Genomic DNA, 15,895 nt, shown 5'->3' with positions numbered 1-15,895 from the left:
GCTAGCTTACTGAGCATATTCACCGCTAGTGAGCAGATGCTCACACGAGACGACGGGGGTGGGCCTGGATGGCACCTCGCAAACCGGCGGTCGACTCCGCCGACGATCAGCAGACCGCGACCGCGCGTCCGTCCGGGAGAGCCGGCGCCGACACCGGTCAGGACCTGCGACTCCTCGTCCGCGCGGCCACCATGTACCACCTCGAGGGCCTCACCCAGGCCGAGATCGCGGCCCGGCTCGGCGTCTCCCGTCCCACCGCGGGCCGGCTCGTCGCCCGTGCCCGCGCCCAGGGCCTGGTGCAGGTGACGGTGTCGGCGCCGCCGCACCTGTCCGCCTCGATCCACACCGACCTCGAACGACGGGTGGAGGAGGCATTCGGCCTCGACGAGGTGCTGGTCATCGACGAGGTGGCCGACGGATCGACCACCGGCAACGCCGCGCTCGGCCGCGCCGGGGCATCGGTGCTGACACGCCGTATCCAACCCTCCGACACCTTCGGCTTCACCTGGGGGCCCGAACAGGTCGCCGTCGCCGATGCCCTGGGCGCCAGCTCGTCATGTGAGCGGGTGGTGCAGATGGACGGTTCGATGACCTCCGTCGAGTACCACACCGGAGTCGACCACGCGCTCGCGCGATTCTCCGAGCGTCTCCACGCACGCCCGCTGCGGCTCGTCGCCCCGCTCTACGTCGACCCCGAGACCGTGGCCGCGGTCAATCGCGATTCGATTCTGTCGCAGGCGCTCTCAGCTGCTCGCGGCGCGCAGGTGATGTTGTTCGGCGTCGGGTCGGTCTCGACGTCGACGACCCTCTTCGAGGGGGCGTTCATCGACGCGATCGTGCTCGACGAACTCCTCGAACTGGGCGCGGTCGGGGAGATCGGCGGCCGGTTCTACGACGCCGACGGCAACCCGGTGGCGTCGAGCCTCGTCGACCGGACCATCTCGGTCCCGCTCGACGCGGTGCGCGGATGTCCCACGTCGATCCTCGTCTCCGGTGGCGAGCACCGGCGCGAGTCGATTCTCGGCGCCCTCCGCGGCGGCTACGCCACCATCCTCGTCACCGATGTTGCGACCGCGGAATGGCTTGTGTTGCAGAAGAAAGGCGAACAATGAAGTTCTCCCGACGCAGCGTCCTCGGCGTCCTCGTGGCGACGGTGGCGCTGGTGGTGGCCGGTTGTTCCGGGGCCGGATCGCTCACCGGCGGAGGCGGGCGCGAGATCACCGTCGCGATGGTCTCCAACTCGCAGATGCAGGATGCAGTGGCCCTGTCCGACCAGTTCGAACAGCAGAACCCCGGCGTCAGCGTGAAGTTCGTGACCCTCTCGGAGAACGAGGCGCGCGCCAAGATCACCGCATCGGTCGCCACCGGCGGCGGCGAGTTCGACGTCGTGATGATCAGTAACTACGAGACCCCGATGTGGGGTGAGTACGGCTGGTTGGTCGACCTCGGCCCCTACATGGCGGCCGACCCCGACTACGACGCCGACGACTTCATACCCACCCTGAAAACGGCGCTGTCCCACGACGGATCGATGTACTCGGCCCCGTTCTACGGCGAGTCGTCGTTCCTGATGTACAACAAGAGGCTCTTCGCCGAGGCCGGGGTCTCCCTTCCGCCGAATCCCACCTGGCCCGAGGTCGCCGAGGCGGCCGCGAAACTCGACAGCGACCGTGTCGCCGGGATCTGCCTGCGCGGCAAGCCCGGCTGGGGTGAGGTCCTCGCGCCGTTGAACACCGTGATCAACGCCTACGGCGGCCGCTGGTACGACGAGGACTGGAACGCGCGGCTCGACAGTCCGGAAGTGAAGGCGGCGGTGCAGTTCTACGTCGACACCGTACGCAGGTATGGCGAGGCCGGGGCGTCGTCGTCGGGCTTCCAGGAATGTGGAAACCTGCTGTCGCAGGGCAGGGTTGCGATGTGGTACGACGCCACCTCCGCGGTGTCGGTGCTCGAGAGCCCGGAGACCTCGACGATCGCCGGCGACGTCGGATATCTCCCCGCGCCCAGCATGGCCAAGAAGGACAACGGCTGGCTGTACACCTGGTCGCTCGGCATCCCCAGCAGCAGCGAACATCCCGACGAGGCATGGGCGTTCATCCGGTGGATGACGGGTAAGGAGTACATCCGATATGTCGCCGAGAAACTCGGCCCCAGCCACGTGCCGCCGGGCAGCCGGATGTCGACCTACGAGTTGCCGGCCTACCGCGAACTCGCCGAACCGTTCGCCGAACAGACGCTGGCGTCCATGCAGGCTGCGAACCAGTTGGAACCGACGCTGAGGCCGGTCCCCTACACCGGCGTCCAGTTCCTCGCGATCCCCGAGTTCCAGGATCTCGGAACCCGTGTCAGCCAGCAGATCTCGGCTGCCATCGCCGGACAGATCAGCGTCGACGACGCACTGGCCCAGGCGCAGGAGTACGCCGAGGTCGTCGGCAAGTCCTACCAGAGGGAGCATTGATCATGGCGACTGCAGCCCCGCCGCGGGCCCCCGAGGAACCCGCCGGTCAGGAACCGCTGACCTCGTCGCGCGACCACATCTCACGCGCCGAGGGGTGGCGCCGCCGCGGACCACTCCTGCCCGCGCTGATCTTCATGATCGTGGTGACGCAGGTTCCGTTTCTGTTCACGCTGTACTACTCGACGCAGTCGTGGAACCTGGTCCGTCCGGACTCCCGCTCGTTCGTCGGCCTCGACAACTACGTGGCGGTCTTCCGGGACAACCAGTTCTGGCGCGTCACCGCGAACACCGTCCTGCTGATCGTCGGCACGGTCCTGGTCTCGATCGTCCTCGGGTTGCTCTTCGCGCTGCTGCTCGATCGGAAGTTCCTGGGCCGCGGCGTGGTTCGCACCTTGCTGATCACCCCGTTCCTGGTGACGCCGGTCGCCGCGGCGCTGCTGTGGAAGACGAGCCTGCTGTCGCCGACCAACGGTCTGGTCAACTGGGCGCTCGGCCCATTCGGGGTGGAGATCGACTGGTTGTCGGAGTTCCCGCTGATGAGCGTCATGGCCGAACTGGTCTGGCAGTGGACGCCGTTCATGATGCTGCTGATACTGGCCGGCCTGCAGTCGATGCCGCGTGATGTCCAGGAGGCCGCCCGCGTGGACGGCGCCACCAACTTCCGGTTGTTCCGCGAACTGACGCTGCCGCACCTGCGCCGCTTCATCGAACTGGGCGCGGTGCTCGGCGCGATCTATCTGGTCAACACCTTCGACGCCGTGTACATGATGACCTCCGGCGGGCCGGGCGTTTCCAGTTCCAACCTCTCGTACTACATCTACCAGCGCGCCTTCCTCGGCTTCGACATCGGTCAGGCCGCGGCGATGGGCGTCGTCACCGTGATCGGCACGATCGTCGTCGCCTCGCTGGCGCTCCGACTGATCTTCAAGTCGTTCACCGGAACAGAGGAGCCGGCCTGATGACCACCGACACCCGCCCGACCGCGTCCGTGGAGACGAGCCCGGAAGGTCTGTCTCACACAGAGATCCGTCGACGCAGGCATCCACGGCAAGCGGCTTTGACCGTGTTCACCTGGATCCTCGCCATCGGGTTCTTCTTCCCGGTCCTGTGGATGGTGCTGACCGCGTTCAAACAGGAGTCCGATGCGGCGACCAACCCGCCGACGTTCGTCTTCACCCCGACGCTGCAACAGTTCCGTGACGTCTTCGACGCGGGAATCGCGACACCACTGCTCAATTCGGTGTTCGCGACCGTGGTCTCGACGATTCTCGTCCTGCTGCTCGGTGTTCCGGCTGCGTTCGCGTTGTCGTTGCGGCCGGTCCGCAAGACCAGGGACGCGCTCTTCTTCTTCATCAGCACCAAGATGCTGCCGATCGTCGCCGCGATCATCCCGCTGTACGTGATCGTCGGCGAGATCGGGATGCTCGACAACATCTGGACGCTGGTGATCCTCTACACCGCCATGAACCTGCCGATCGCGGTGTGGATGATGCGCTCGTTCTTCCTCGAGGTTCCAGGCGAACTGCTCGAGGCGGCGAGCATCGACGGTGCGAGCCTGTGGACATCGGTCCGCGAGGTGATCCTCCCGCTGGTGTCACCGGGAATCGCCGCCACCGCGCTGATCTGTGTGATCTTCTCGTGGAACGAGTTCTTCTTCGCCGTCAACATGACCGCGGTCAACGCCCAGACCATGCCGGTGTTCCTGACCGGGTTCATGTCGGGGCAGGGCCTGTACTGGGCGCAGCTGTCGGCGGCCTCGGTCCTCGCCGCGCTACCGGTCGTCATCTGCGGCTGGATCGCCCAGAACAAACTCGTCCGAGGATTGTCGTTCGGCGCCATCAAATGACCCACCGGCATCCGTTCTTCTCCTGACCCACCACCACGACCTCCGGAGCAAACCATGGCATCCATCACCTACGACAAGGCCTGCTGCGTCTACCCCGGCGCCGACAAGCTGGCCGTCGACTCCCTCGACCTGGACATCAACGACGGCGAGTTCGTCGTCCTCGTCGGACCCTCGGGTTCGGGCAAGTCCACCGCATTGCGTATGCTCGCCGGTCTCGAGGAGATCGATTCCGGACAGATCCGCATCGGTGGCGAGAACATGGTCGGAGTGCCGCCCAAGGACCGCGACATCGCCATGGTCTTCCAGAACTATGCGCTCTATCCCAACAAGACCGTCGGGGAGAACATGGGTTTCGCGCTCAAGATGCGCGGCATTCCCCTCGACGAGCGCAAGCGGAAGGTCGCCGAGGCCGCCAAGCTGCTCGATCTCACCGACTTCCTCGACCGCAAGCCCGCCAAGCTGTCCGGCGGCCAGCGGCAGCGCGTCGCGATGGGTCGTGCGATCGTCCGGGAGCCGCGCGTGTTCTGCATGGACGAGCCGCTGTCCAACCTCGACGCCAAGCTGCGTGTGCAGACCCGCACCCAGATCGCGGCGCTGCAGCGTCGGCTCGGTACGACGACCGTCTACGTCACCCACGACCAGGTCGAGGCGATGACCATGGGTGACCGGGTCGCCGTTCTCAAGAACGGCGTCCTGCAGCAGTTCTCGTCGCCCACCGAGCTGTACGACCGTCCGGTCAACGCCTTCGTCGCCGGATTCATCGGATCGCCGGGGATGAACCTCTTCACCGCACCGGTCTCCGACGGCGAGATCACCGTCTCCGGGGCACGGGTCGATCTCGACGCGGAATCGCAGGCAGCACTGCGCCGTTCGGGTCTGTCGTCGGTCACCGTCGGCATCCGGCCCGAACACCTGGCCCTCGCCGACGACGGTACCGGCATCGACGCCGAGGTCGCCCTCCTGGAGGAGCTGGGTAGCGAGACCTACATCTACGCCAACCTCGCCGACCCGTCGGTGCGCAACCTCGACGCCGAGCCGATGGTCATGGTCGCGCGGTCCTCGGAGCGGTCCCCGGCCAAACGCGGCGAGGGGATCCGACTGAAGCAGGCCGATCGGGCCGTGCACCTGTTCCACCCCGAGACGGGCGAGCGACTGGTGTGACCCACCCCGGTGTTCACGTCCCTCGGCGCAGCGGGCACCCTCGGACACTGTGACGACTTGGGAACTGCTGGCCGTTCTGCTGGCCGGCGTGGGAGCGGGCGCGATCAACGCGGTCGTCGGCAGCGGCACACTGATCACCTTCCCGACGCTGGTGTCGTTCGGGATTCCGCCGGTCACGGCCACCATCTCCAACGCGATCGGCCTGGTTGCGGGAGGCGTGTCGGGAACCTGGGGGTACCGGCGGGAGCTCGAGGGCCAGTGGCCGCAACTGCGGTGGCAGATCCCCGCGTCGTTCGTGGGCGCGATCGTCGGATGCTGGCTGCTGCTGCATCTGCCGGAGCGGGTCTTCGAGATGGTCGTACCGGTGCTGCTGGTCGCCGCGCTGATACTCGTCGTCGCCCAACCGCGCATCTCGGCGTGGGTGGCGCGCCGGTCGACCGGCCCCGTGCACCCGGAGCGTGAGCACCTCACCCCGCTGCGCATCACGGCGATGATCGCCGGCACCTTCGCCGTGGGCATCTACGGCGGCTACTTCACCGCCGCCCAGGGCATCATGCTGATCGCCGTTCTCGGAGTGGTCGTGCCCGACCACATCCAGCGCATGAACGCGGCGAAGAACCTGCTCTCGCTCGTGGTGAACGTCGTCGCCGCGGTCACCTACACGCTCGTCGCGTTCGATCGGATCAACTGGGCAGCGGCCGGGGTCATCGCCCTCGGGTCGCTGGCCGGCGGGATGATCGGCGCGCGGTACGGGCGACGCCTGTCGCCGGGCGCGTTGCGCGGGGTGATCGTCGTGGTCGGATTGATCGGGTTGTGGCGTCTGGTGGGCTGACCGAGGTCAGTGCGCCTCGACCTCGGCGGCGGCCTCGTTCTTCTTCGCCCGCTTGGGCAGGAAGTGCAGCAGCGCCACGAGGATCGCGCCGACGCCCAGGCCGACGAGAGCCGACACCACCGTCCCGGCGGTCCAGGACAGGAACCCGCCGAAGCCACCGTGGACCAGTTCGGCGAACCAGTGCTCGAGGTGGTGCAACTGATCCGCGGGCCAGTGGAATCCGGCCTCGCCGACGTTGGCGATCAGGATGTGGCCACCGACCCACAGCATGGCGGCGATCCCTACGACGGTGAGCACTGCCATGATCTTCGGCATCGCGCTGACCAGGCCTCGGCCCACGGTCTGGCTGAACCCGGATTCACGCCGGGCCAGGGCCAGACCGACGTCGTCCATCTTCACGATCAGCGCGACCACGCCGTAGACCAGCGCGGTGATGAAGAACGCGACGATGATCAGCACCGCCAGCCGTGTCCAGAACGGTTCGTCCTCCACCGAGGACAGCGAGATGACCATGATCTCGGCGGACAGGATGAGGTCGGTGCGGATCGCGCCCCTGACCATCGTCTTCTCGAACTCGGGACCGGCCCGCTCGGGGCCGGACTCCTCGTGGTGGTCGGTGATCGCCTCCCACACCTTCTCCGCGCCCTCGTAGGAGAGGAACAGGCCGCCTGCGATCAGCAGGTACGGCAGCGCGTCGGGCAGGAACTCGCTGAGGACCATCGCGATCGGAAGGATGATCAGCAGCTTGTTGCGGATCGAGCCGAACGCGATCTTGCGGACGATCGGAAGCTCGCGATCCGGGGTGAACCCGTCGACGTAGCGCGGGGTGACGGCGGTGTCGTCGACGACGACGCCCGCGGCCTTGACACTGGCCTTGCCCGCGGCGGCGCCGATGTCGTCGAGCGACGCGGCGGCGGCGCGGGTGAGCGTCGCGATGTCGTCGAGCAGGGCGACGAGACCACCTGCCACGGGGACCTCCAGGTTCGGGGTTGAGTCCGGCGTTCCGGACTGCGTCAGAAGAACAGTATGCCCAAGACGTCACCGGTCGGCCCGTGCGCGCCGTCGTCACCGCGGATATGGCCCGACCCGGTCCGAAAACCGGCGCTATTCACCGGCAGGGGCCGTCGACCTGCGGTTTCGAATCCGTCCGGCGGCGAAATCTGTCTGCCACGCGCGGTTTTCCGCCACGTCACGGCCGGGGTGTCGAATGACGGACACGTGGCCACGCGATATGCAGCGCTCGCGCATCGGGTGTCGGGCCACGACGCGCATGGTCGTCGAGGACGAGGAGAGCAGATGAACGCCATCGAGAACGCCATCGATGCACTTCGTGCGGGTCGGCCGGTCCTGGTGACCGACGCCGCCGATCGCGAGAACGAGGGCGATGTCATCCTGGCCGCCGACCGCGTGACCACCGAATGGACCGCATGGACGGTCCGGAACACCTCCGGGCTGCTCTGCGCACCGATGACGGCCGAACGGGCGGACATGCTCGAACTGCCCGCCATGGTCTCCCACAACGAAGACCCGAAGGCCACCGCCTACACGGTGACCGTAGACGCGGCAGAGGGGGTCACCACCGGTATCTCCGCCGCCGATCGGGCCCACACGCTTCGTATGCTGGCCGCGGCCGCCTCCGGTCCGCGCGACTTCACCCGGCCCGGGCACGTGCTCCCGCTCCGCGCCCGCCCCGGCGGTGTCCTCGAGCGTCCCGGTCACACGGAGGCCGCCGTGGACCTGTGCACGCTCGCCGACATCGCCCCGGTGGGCGTGATCGCGGAGCTCGTCGCCGAGGACGGGTCGATGATGCGGTATCCGCAGGTCGCCGCGCTGGGTTCACGCATGGGGCTGCCGGTGCTGACCATCGAGGAACTCGTCAACCACCGGCGCATGCACGATGCCGATCGTTGGGCCGTCGCGCCCCGCGTCCGGCGCGGCGCCGAGACGGTGCTGCCGACCCCGGCCGGCGAACTCCGGGCGATCGGCTACCGCGACACGGAGACCGGTGCCGAACACGTAGCCCTCATCAGCGACGGCATCTTTGGGGACGGCCTGCGCCGGCCCGCCCCGCTGGTCCGGATCCACTCCGAATGTCTGACGGGAGAGGCGTTCTCGTCACAGCGCTGCGAGTGCGGACCCCAGCTCGACGCCGCGCTGGAGCGGATCGGCCATGAAGGCGGCGTCGTCGTGTACCTGCGCGGTCACGAGGGCCGCGGCATCGGGTTGCTGAAGAAGCTCGCCGCCTACCGGCTGCAGGATCAAGGCCTCGACACCGTGGAGGCCAACCTCGAACTCGACGAACCGGTCGACGGCCGAGAATACGGGGCGGCCGCGGCCATTCTCGCCGACCTCGGCATCGAACGCGCGCGCGTGCTGACCAACAACCCCGACAAGGTCCGCGGACTGACCGACGCGGGAATCTCCATCGCGCAGCGGGTTCCGCTGGTCGTCGGCGTCCAGTCCGCGAACGTCCGTTACCTCGACACCAAGCGTCGCCGACTCGGCCACCTTTTCGACAACATGGTCGACGGCGGGAGCACGGTGGCTTCGATCTGAGCCCTCGCAAAACGCGGGTTGAGCCCGGATCGCATGGTACTCGCCGATCTTGGCCGAGAGGGCCGCGGCCGCGTCCTCGCAAAACGCGGGCTGAGCCCGGATCGCATGGTACAGAGCGCGATCCTGAGCCCAACCCGCGATTTCGCGTGCGTGCGGGTGCCCCGGCCGGCGGCCGTCAGGCGGGGATCGCGTCGGGCGACTCGGGCAGTATCTGGCCGCCGTCGACGGCGATCGCCTGCCCGGTGATGTAACCGGCCTCCCTGGTGGCCAGGAACGCCGCGAGATGGCCGATGTCCTCGGGAGTCCCGAGGGCCTTCATCGGGATCGCCCGGGTCATGCCCGCGATGTAGTCCTCACCCATCTGCACCAGGCCCTCGGTCAGCACGTTGCCGGGCATGATCGCGTTGACGGTGATCTTCTGCGCCGCGAGTTCGATCGCCGCCGTGCGCATGAACCCGAGCTGGGCGGCCTTCGACGCCCCGTAGTGTGACCAGTTGGGGAAGCCCGTGACGGGGCCGGTGATCGACGAGGTGATGATCACCCGTCCGCTACCGGAGGCGGTGAGGCCGGGCAGGCACGCCTGCACCGTGAAGATCGTGCCCTTGACGTTGACGTCGAGGACCTCGGAGAGCTGCGCATCGGTCATCGACGGCAACGAGGCCTCCGGGAAGATGCCGGCGTTGGCGCAGACGACGTCGATGACGCCGAATGCGTCCACGGCCGCCGCGGCCATCGCGTCGCACGACTCCCGGTTGCTGACATCGGTCTGGACGCCGATGATCTTGCCCCCGCCGAGCGCGTCCAGGTCCGCGACGCACGACTCGATCTCGGCAGCGGAGCGGGCGGCGATCGCCACGTTGCAGCCGGCCCGCGCGAACACCCCGGCGATCCCGCGGCCGATGCCCTTGGTGGCACCGGTGACGATCACGGATCGTCCGGACAGATCGAACAGGGTCATGATGCTCCTCGTGATGCTCGTGGCGTGATGTTCGTGGATTCGGTCGAGGCGGCGTGCGCCGGTCGCCGTCGGCGGATCAGGCGGCGGTCGTCCGGGTGGAGGCGCCGCGCAACCAGTCCGGGTCGTCGAGGTAGCGCCGGGCGAGAACGGCTGTGCCGGGGGCGAACCCGGAACCCAATTCGAGTGCCGCGTCGGACTCCGCGTGCGATGCCACCCAGGCGGTGAGCTGGATGCGACGCAGCAGGACGAAGGTCGGGATCATCTCCCGGTGCTCGTCGGGCAGCGGACGGACCGCGGTGTACCCGCGCAGCCATTCGGCGACCATCTGCTCGGCGTCGGGCGAGTCCTCGATGAACGACAGCGCCGACCCGAGGTCTGCGAGATGCCAGGACCAACCGCAGTCGTCGAAATCGATGACGGTGACGACGGGCAGATCCGCGTCCGGATCGATCATGAGGTTGGCCAGCCGCAGGTCGGCGTGGACGAGGCCGAACCGGTCGGGGCCGGTGCCGAAGCGGTGGAGGCGCTCGGTGATGACGTCGGCGGCCGCGGCGATGTCGGCGCGGTCCCGATCGGTCAGGCCGGGCGCCTCACGCCACTGGCCCCACCGGGCCCGCGGACCGAGGATCGCGTCGACATCCCAGGTGAACCGCGTGAAGTCAGGTGGCGGGCACCAGGACACGCTGTGTTCGTGTAGGTGTGCGGTGACGGTTCCGATGGTGGAGAAGTCCACCTTGTCCGGTGCCTCCTCGGCGTTGCAGCCGGGCACCACCGTGACGGCGTCCACCAGCAGGGAGCGGCCGTCGACGGCCACCTCGACGACATCCGATCCGTCGAGGGCGGAGATCGGGGTCGGGGTCGACACGGGGGTCTCGGAGCCCAGCGCGGACATCCAGCGCAACTCGGAGCGCACGGCGTCGAGCGAGTGGTATCCGGGACGGTGGACGCGCAGGACCAGCTGCCGACCCGCGTCCTCGGCCAGGTACGTCGCGTTCTCGGACAGGCTCAGCAGACGCAGGGACGTCGTCGGGGCGAGCCCGTAGCAGGGTAGCGCGGTCTCCGCGAACGAGCGGTGGTCTGCAGGCAATCCGGGCACCGGCACAGTGTCGCCCCCGGCGGGCCGCACCGAGCGGCGAGACCAGGATCGTTTACCTGCAATTTGCGAACATCCGGCCGGTGCAACACGGAGGTAACACCGCGTGTGACGCCGATCCCACAGGTGTTGACCCAGAGGAGGTTTCGACCCGCGGCGATCTCGTGGCGAGCGATCAGAGCCGGCCGAGCAGCTCGGCCTTCTCCGTGGCGAACCCGTCGTCGGTGAGGATCCCGCGGCGGTGCAGATCGGCCGGTGATTCGATGGCGGCGACGATGGACGTCGGGTCCGGTGTCGAGTGGTTGTGGACGGGCGCCGGCACCGGTTCGGCGGTCGGCGGCGTGCTCTGGCATCCCGCCGCGCATCCACTGCCCGGAGCCACCGGGTTCGGGGATGTCGAACTGTGCCATCGTGCCGCCGCCGGTGTTCACGGCGAACAGCATCGCCAGCACGGCCTCGCGGGAGATCTCGTGGCGCGACGAGAGGTCGGCGATGGCGGATTCGGCTTCGGGGGTGACCGATACGTTCATGGCTGAGGTCCTTCGTCGAGGCGTGCTCGACACGCTGCACACGCCAGGCGACGCGTGGTCCGCGGTCGGTTCGTGGTCGCGCAGTGGACGTGGCACGGGGGGATGCGCGGACGCACGGGAGATCGGCGCATCACCCCCGGGTCCGGGGGATCGGTCAGGCCGACAGGCGGGCGAAGGACGAACGGTGGAAGACGATCGGCTGCTTGGAATGGTCGTTGGCCAGACCGAGGACCCGGAGCACGACGATCTCGTGGTCGCCGGCGACGTGTGCGCTCTCGATCGAGCACTCGAAGTGCACCGGGGCGTCCTCGAGAAGCAGTGCGCCGCTCGGCAACACGGTGATGTCCACGCCCTCGAAGCGCTTGGTCTTGTCCTTCGAGGACAGCTGGCGGATCACCTCGGTGTGTGTTTCACCGAGGACCGAGATCCCGAGCGTCGGCAGCTCGCGGAGGATCGGCCAGGTGGTCGAGGTCTGCTGGACCGCGAACATGACGAGCGGTGGTTCCTGGGACACGCCGACGGCGAACGACGACGCGACGATGACGGTCGGTTCGTCACCGGCGATGCCGGCCAGGGCCACGACGCCGGTGGGGAAGGCACCGAATGCCTTGCGCAACTCGGCGTTGTCGATCTCGGTGGTCGGGATGAGTCCGGTCATCACTCGCCCGCCTTGACGGTCGACGCAACCGAGGCGAGGACCACCGATCCCCAGCGGTCGATCCACGGCTGGAATGCCTCGGTGTCGTCGTACAGCTTGTCGACAACGTAGAGACCCGCGGCCGGGACCGTCGCGCCGAGTTCCACGAGCACGGGCTTCAACAGCAGGTCCGGTGCCATGTAGTGGGCCGGTCCGGCGCCGAGCATCAGCGGGATGGCCGTGACGTCCTGGAGGCCGTCACTGGTGGAGAACTGATCGAGGAAGAGCTTCAGCAGACCGGTGTAGGTCGCCTTGAAGGTCGGCGAGGCGACGACGACGAGGTCGCTGCCGGCGACCGTCTCGACGGCCGAGGCGACGGCGGGGTCACCCCAGCCGAGCAGTCCCGGACCGAGATCGACGACGTCCACGACGTGATCGGGCTCCTTGCCGGTGAGGGTCGACGCCAGCAGGCTCGCGGCGCTCAGGGTCCTCGATGCAGGCTTCGGATTGCCTGCCACAACGGAAACGATCACGATGTTCCCCTTCGGTTGTCGCGGTGGTGGATTCATCTGCAGCGTGCGTATGCGACATTGCCGAACGGTCAAGCGAGTATTTCACCCAGATTGCGCCACAGTTCCCACCCGATCGGTGCCGGTATCGGGGCCGCGGGACCCGGTGAACGCCGATTCTTCCGTTGACGGAATGGAATTCGGTTCCGGACACCAGGTCAGGTCGGAGTGGTCGACCTGGGATTCGAACCGCACCAGATCTGCGCGGAACCGGTCGAAGACGATCTCCAGCGGGTTTCCGTCGGCAGTGGTGTAGAGGATCTCGCGGGACAGAAGCGTCTCTCCCGTACGCACATTCAGCAGCCGTGCGGTCCGCTCGTCGGCGCGTTCGGCGCCGATGGACACCGCGGCGCCGCCCGGGGCCACGCCGAAGAACTCGGCAAGAGTGCGGGCCATCGACATCGGCTTGTCCCGAAGCAGATTGGGATCGGCGTTGAAGCGGGGGGAGAAATAGGCACTGCGCATCCCGATGGTCTCGCCGCGCGCGATGAACGAGTTCTCGACGAGCCGGACCACATCGTCATCGATCTTCAACCGCGCGCGGATGAGCGGGAAGGTGGGGACGATGCACTGGTCGGTTACCTGGATGTGTACCTGTTCACCACCCGTCACGGCGATGTCGTCAAGTGCCACACCCAGATCCCGGCGATTTACGCGCGTTCCGACACGCGGGCGACGGATCACGACGCCCATCTCGCTGAGCTCGTTCAACGCCGCGCGCACCGACCCGCGACTCGAGTTGAACATGATCATGAGGTCCTCTTCGACCAGTTGCGCGTCGATGTCGATGGTGCCGTTGCGGATCGACGCGAGGATGAGGTCGCGGACGCGGCGGGCGGACACCTGGCGACCCCGCGCGGAGCCTCCGCGAGACCGGGGATGATGGCTGGGTGGCGTCATGATCCTGTGTTCCGATCGTGAAGAAGTGGGTTGAACGGCCGATATGTGGTGAGTCTAAGGACTCTTGTGCCACCGGTCGCGGCGAGTAGCGCGCGTCACATTCGGCGCAAAAACGCCGCCAACGAGTTCTGTCGACCTCTTGACCTGCACGGATTCGAGTCCCGCCGCGTTTGTGAACCCGCGCAATTGTTCAGTCACGCTGCGACGCGGGAATTGAAACAAATCCCCCACAGGATCGGCAGCAACAAATTGACCGACCCTGATGGGAGGAGTCGAGTGACCGTCGATATACGAGTCGACACGGGCGTCGCCGATCCGCATCTCGTGACCTCACCCGCCGACGGCGGCACGGGGACAAAGGCATTCGGCGTGCAGTCCATGCTGTCCCGCTTGTCGGAATGGGCATGGGTGGGCCGCGCCGCCGGCCGGGCCATCGTCAACTTCCTCATCTTCGTGGTGGCGGCCTTCTTCCTCGTCCAGTTGATCCCCGGCGACCCGCTGGTGTCCTCGTCCGGTGGACGGCTGACCGGAGAGGCACTGGACAAGGCCCGAGAGTCGTACGGGCTCAACGGGACTCTGATCTCGCAGTTCTGGTCGTATCTGACCTCGTTGTTCGGCTTCGACCTCGGTGAGTCGATCGCCACCGGCCGCCCCGTCGCGGAGGACATGGCCACCCGCATCCCCGCCACGCTCGAACTGATCGGCACGGGCCTGTTCTTCGCCTGCCTGGTGGCCCTGCCGATGTCGTACTTCGTCGTGACGCATCCGACCAACCGTTTCTCGAAAGTGCTGCGGTCCTATGCGAGTTCGGCCGGCGCGATCCCCGAGTACGTCGTCGGCATCCTGTTCCTGTTCGTATTCTTCGCCACCCTGGCCTGGGTGCCGGCGCCGTCCGGTCGACTCGACCCGATCCTGATGCCGCCGCCGGAGGTCACCGGGTTCCCGATCCTCGACGCCTTCATCGCCGGGGACACCGAGGCGGCCACCTCCTACATCTCCCACCTGATCCTTCCGGTGGCCGTGATGGTCGTCTCGCACACGGCGATCCTGGTGAAGTCGCTCATCCTTGCCCTCGACACCGAGATCGACGATCCCGCAACTCGATTCCGCATCGCATCGGGTGCGCCGCGGCGAGTGGTGATCCTGAGCGTGTACCGCCGGGCGTTACCGTCGGCGGTGGCGATGCTGGGCATGATCTTCGGCCTGCTCCTCGGCGGCGCCGTCGTCCTGGAATCGCTGTTCGGCCTCGGGGGCCTCGGCCAGTACGCGGTCGACGCGGTCCGTGCCTCCGACGTGTTCGCCCTCCGTTCGTTCCTGGTGGTCATCGCAGGCCTCTGCCTGATCGTCTACTTCCTCACCGAGGTGGCCACCGGTCTGCTCGACTCCCGCCGCCGCGACTCGCGAAACCAGGAGGTCTGACATGGTCATGCCACCGCTCACCAACACGACGGCCCCGGCATCGGCCGACGCCGCCTCGCCGTCGGCCGGGAAGTCCGCCGGCCTGCGCGACTACGCCGCACTGATCCCCTTCGGGCTCCTGCTGTTGCTGGCGATCGTCGGGCCGGTGGTGGCGCCGGAACCGGCCACGGAAGTGGTCGGCACACCGTCGACCGCGCCCTCCGGGGACCACTGGTTCGGCACCGACTCCAACGGCTTCGACGTGTTCTCACGGACCCTCACCGCGTTCCGCCTGGACATCCTGATCGCCATCGCGGTGACCCTGCTGGCCACGGCCGTCGGGATGGCCATCGGCGCGGTCGCCGGTATGTACGGCTCCAAGGGCGGCCTGCTCGGCCTGATCGCCGGCGCGCTGGGGCGCACCATCGATCTCGTGCAGGCGCTGCCGGTGATGATCGGCGGTCTGGTGATCGTCTCCTTCTTCGGCCGCAACGAGGTCGTGGTGGCGATCGCCCTGGCCCTGGTGCTCATGCCCTTCCAGGGGCGCCTGATGCGCACCGAGGTCCTTGCGACACGCAACGACGGGTATGTGACGGCGGCCCGGATGAGCGGTGAGTCCGAGATGAGAATCCTGCTCCGCCACGTGATCCCGAATTCGTGCGCGCCGGTCCTCGAGAACGCCTCGGCGATCTTCGGCATGGCGATCATCTTCTGCGCCGGGCTCGGCTTCCTGGGCGTCGGCATTCCGCTCCCGACCGCGGAGTGGGGCAACATGCTCGCCGACGGCGCCGCGGACGCCGCCGTCGGCCGCTGGTGGCCCGCCCTCTTCCCGGTGCTCGCCCTCGCCTACTCGGTGTGGGCCGCATCCTGGGTCACCACCTTCATCTCCCGCCGCCGGCGGGCCTGACGCCACCCGATCGTCAAGTCCCCTCGTGGGAACCCCCTCGTGGGAACCCC

The 15,895-nt window shown here is 67.7% G+C and carries 16 protein-coding genes and 1 pseudogene; 9 read left to right on the top strand and 8 right to left on the bottom strand.

Translation table 11 applies throughout. The features are described from left to right. Positions 1-68 precede the first annotated feature (68 nt). The 6 genes from ABFT43_RS16335 to ABFT43_RS16310 are packed head-to-tail and all read left to right on the top strand — an operon-like array spanning position 69 to position 6,297. Entirely contained in the window at positions 69-1,112 is a 1,044-nt protein-coding gene (locus ABFT43_RS16335) for a sugar-binding transcriptional regulator (RefSeq protein ID WP_109238002.1), read from the top strand. Next, a complete protein-coding gene (locus tag ABFT43_RS16330) occupies positions 1,109-2,458 on the top strand; it encodes an ABC transporter substrate-binding protein (RefSeq protein ID WP_109238003.1) in 1,350 nt (449 codons plus the stop codon). The genes ABFT43_RS16335 and ABFT43_RS16330 overlap by 4 nt, the downstream gene beginning before the upstream one ends. Positions 2,459-2,460: 2 nt before the next feature. Beyond that, entirely contained in the window at positions 2,461-3,417 is a 957-nt protein-coding gene (locus tag ABFT43_RS16325; RefSeq protein WP_347961376.1) for a carbohydrate ABC transporter permease, read from the top strand. Further along, positions 3,417-4,304, top strand: coding sequence for a carbohydrate ABC transporter permease (locus ABFT43_RS16320; protein ID WP_347961375.1), 888 nt, complete (start codon positions 3,417-3,419; stop codon positions 4,302-4,304). The genes ABFT43_RS16325 and ABFT43_RS16320 overlap by 1 nt, the downstream gene beginning before the upstream one ends. A gap of 54 nt (positions 4,305-4,358) precedes the next feature. Beyond that, the gene (locus ABFT43_RS16315) at positions 4,359-5,465 is read left to right on the top strand and encodes an ABC transporter ATP-binding protein (protein WP_109238006.1); all 1,107 of its coding nucleotides are present in this window, start codon (positions 4,359-4,361) and stop codon (positions 5,463-5,465) included. Between the two features lie 49 nt (positions 5,466-5,514). Continuing rightward, on the top strand, positions 5,515-6,297 hold the full coding sequence (locus ABFT43_RS16310; protein WP_109238007.1) for a sulfite exporter TauE/SafE family protein: 783 nt from the start codon (positions 5,515-5,517) through the stop codon (positions 6,295-6,297). 6 nt (positions 6,298-6,303) lie between these two features. On the opposite strand, the gene ABFT43_RS16305 is transcribed toward ABFT43_RS16310, so the two are convergent. Beyond that, positions 6,304-7,266 carry a DUF808 domain-containing protein gene (locus ABFT43_RS16305; protein ID WP_347961374.1) on the bottom strand — a complete coding sequence of 321 codons (963 nt, stop codon included), beginning with the start codon at positions 7,264-7,266 and terminating at the stop codon, positions 6,304-6,306. Between the two features lie 327 nt (positions 7,267-7,593). Here ABFT43_RS16305 and ribB point away from each other — a divergent pair, with 327 nt between their 5' ends. Next, positions 7,594-8,853 carry a 3,4-dihydroxy-2-butanone-4-phosphate synthase gene (gene ribB, locus ABFT43_RS16300; RefSeq protein WP_347961373.1) on the top strand — a complete coding sequence of 420 codons (1,260 nt, stop codon included), beginning with the start codon at positions 7,594-7,596 and terminating at the stop codon, positions 8,851-8,853. 175 nt (positions 8,854-9,028) lie between these two features. On the opposite strand, the gene fabG is transcribed toward ribB, so the two are convergent. From fabG to ABFT43_RS16265, 7 genes and pseudogenes are all read right to left on the bottom strand, one after another. Continuing rightward, positions 9,029-9,805, bottom strand: a complete 777-nt coding sequence (fabG, locus tag ABFT43_RS16295; RefSeq protein ID WP_109238076.1) for a 3-oxoacyl-ACP reductase FabG — start codon at positions 9,803-9,805, stop codon at positions 9,029-9,031. 82 nt (positions 9,806-9,887) lie between these two features. Then, a complete protein-coding gene (locus ABFT43_RS16290; protein WP_347961372.1) occupies positions 9,888-10,907 on the bottom strand; it encodes a phosphotransferase enzyme family protein in 1,020 nt (339 codons plus the stop codon). Positions 10,908-11,079: 172 nt separating this feature from the next. Beyond that, positions 11,080-11,226, bottom strand: coding sequence for an SHOCT domain-containing protein (locus ABFT43_RS16285; protein ID WP_247603858.1), 147 nt, complete (start codon positions 11,224-11,226; stop codon positions 11,080-11,082). Between the two features lie 28 nt (positions 11,227-11,254). After that, a pseudogene (locus tag ABFT43_RS16280) lies at positions 11,255-11,434 on the bottom strand (SHOCT domain-containing protein); the annotation flags it as partial. 154 nt (positions 11,435-11,588) lie between these two features. Further along, a complete protein-coding gene (locus ABFT43_RS16275) occupies positions 11,589-12,092 on the bottom strand; it encodes a flavin reductase family protein (protein WP_168699844.1) in 504 nt (167 codons plus the stop codon). Next, positions 12,092-12,604 carry an NADPH-dependent FMN reductase gene (locus ABFT43_RS16270; RefSeq protein ID WP_168699843.1) on the bottom strand — a complete coding sequence of 171 codons (513 nt, stop codon included), beginning with the start codon at positions 12,602-12,604 and terminating at the stop codon, positions 12,092-12,094. Before ABFT43_RS16270 ends, ABFT43_RS16275 begins: the two co-directional genes overlap by 1 nt. Positions 12,605-12,685: 81 nt before the next feature. Next, positions 12,686-13,483: a GntR family transcriptional regulator gene (locus tag ABFT43_RS16265; protein ID WP_347961371.1), complete on the bottom strand. Its 798-nt coding sequence runs from the start codon at positions 13,481-13,483 to the stop codon at positions 12,686-12,688. A gap of 333 nt (positions 13,484-13,816) precedes the next feature. On the opposite strand from ABFT43_RS16265, the gene ABFT43_RS16260 reads away from it, so the two are divergent. Together ABFT43_RS16260 and ABFT43_RS16255 are read left to right on the top strand one after the other, a co-directional pair. Further along, positions 13,817-14,959 carry an ABC transporter permease gene (locus tag ABFT43_RS16260; protein WP_347961370.1) on the top strand — a complete coding sequence of 381 codons (1,143 nt, stop codon included), beginning with the start codon at positions 13,817-13,819 and terminating at the stop codon, positions 14,957-14,959. Position 14,960: 1 nt separating this feature from the next. Continuing rightward, positions 14,961-15,845 (top strand): ABC transporter permease, encoded by an 885-nt coding sequence (locus ABFT43_RS16255; protein WP_347961369.1) that lies wholly within the window; start codon positions 14,961-14,963, stop codon positions 15,843-15,845. The last annotated feature ends 50 nt before the right edge of the window (positions 15,846-15,895 follow it).

This window comes from Gordonia aurantiaca (assembly GCF_039939235.1).
GTDB lineage: Bacteria > Actinomycetota > Actinomycetes > Mycobacteriales > Mycobacteriaceae > Gordonia.
The sequence above is the reverse complement of the archived record's forward strand: the minus strand, read 5'-3'. Positions and strand labels throughout refer to the sequence as shown.

Excerpts from the sequence above, each read along its gene's own strand:
- ABFT43_RS16315 (WP_109238006.1), top strand. The coding sequence starts at position 4,359 with ATGGCATCCATCACCTACGACAAGGCCTGCTGCGTCTACCCCGGCGCC.
- ABFT43_RS16330 (WP_109238003.1), top strand. The coding sequence starts at position 1,109 with ATGAAGTTCTCCCGACGCAGCGTCCTCGGCGTCCTCGTGGCGACGGTG.
- ABFT43_RS16255 (WP_347961369.1), top strand. The coding sequence starts at position 14,961 with ATGGTCATGCCACCGCTCACCAACACGACGGCCCCGGCATCGGCCGAC.
- ABFT43_RS16275 (WP_168699844.1), bottom strand. The coding sequence starts at position 12,092 with ATGACCGGACTCATCCCGACCACCGAGATCGACAACGCCGAGTTGCGC.
- ribB (WP_347961373.1), top strand. The coding sequence starts at position 7,594 with ATGAACGCCATCGAGAACGCCATCGATGCACTTCGTGCGGGTCGGCCG.
- ABFT43_RS16335 (WP_109238002.1), top strand. The coding sequence starts at position 69 with ATGGCACCTCGCAAACCGGCGGTCGACTCCGCCGACGATCAGCAGACC.
- ABFT43_RS16325 (WP_347961376.1), top strand. The coding sequence starts at position 2,461 with ATGGCGACTGCAGCCCCGCCGCGGGCCCCCGAGGAACCCGCCGGTCAG.
- ABFT43_RS16320 (WP_347961375.1), top strand. The coding sequence starts at position 3,417 with ATGACCACCGACACCCGCCCGACCGCGTCCGTGGAGACGAGCCCGGAA.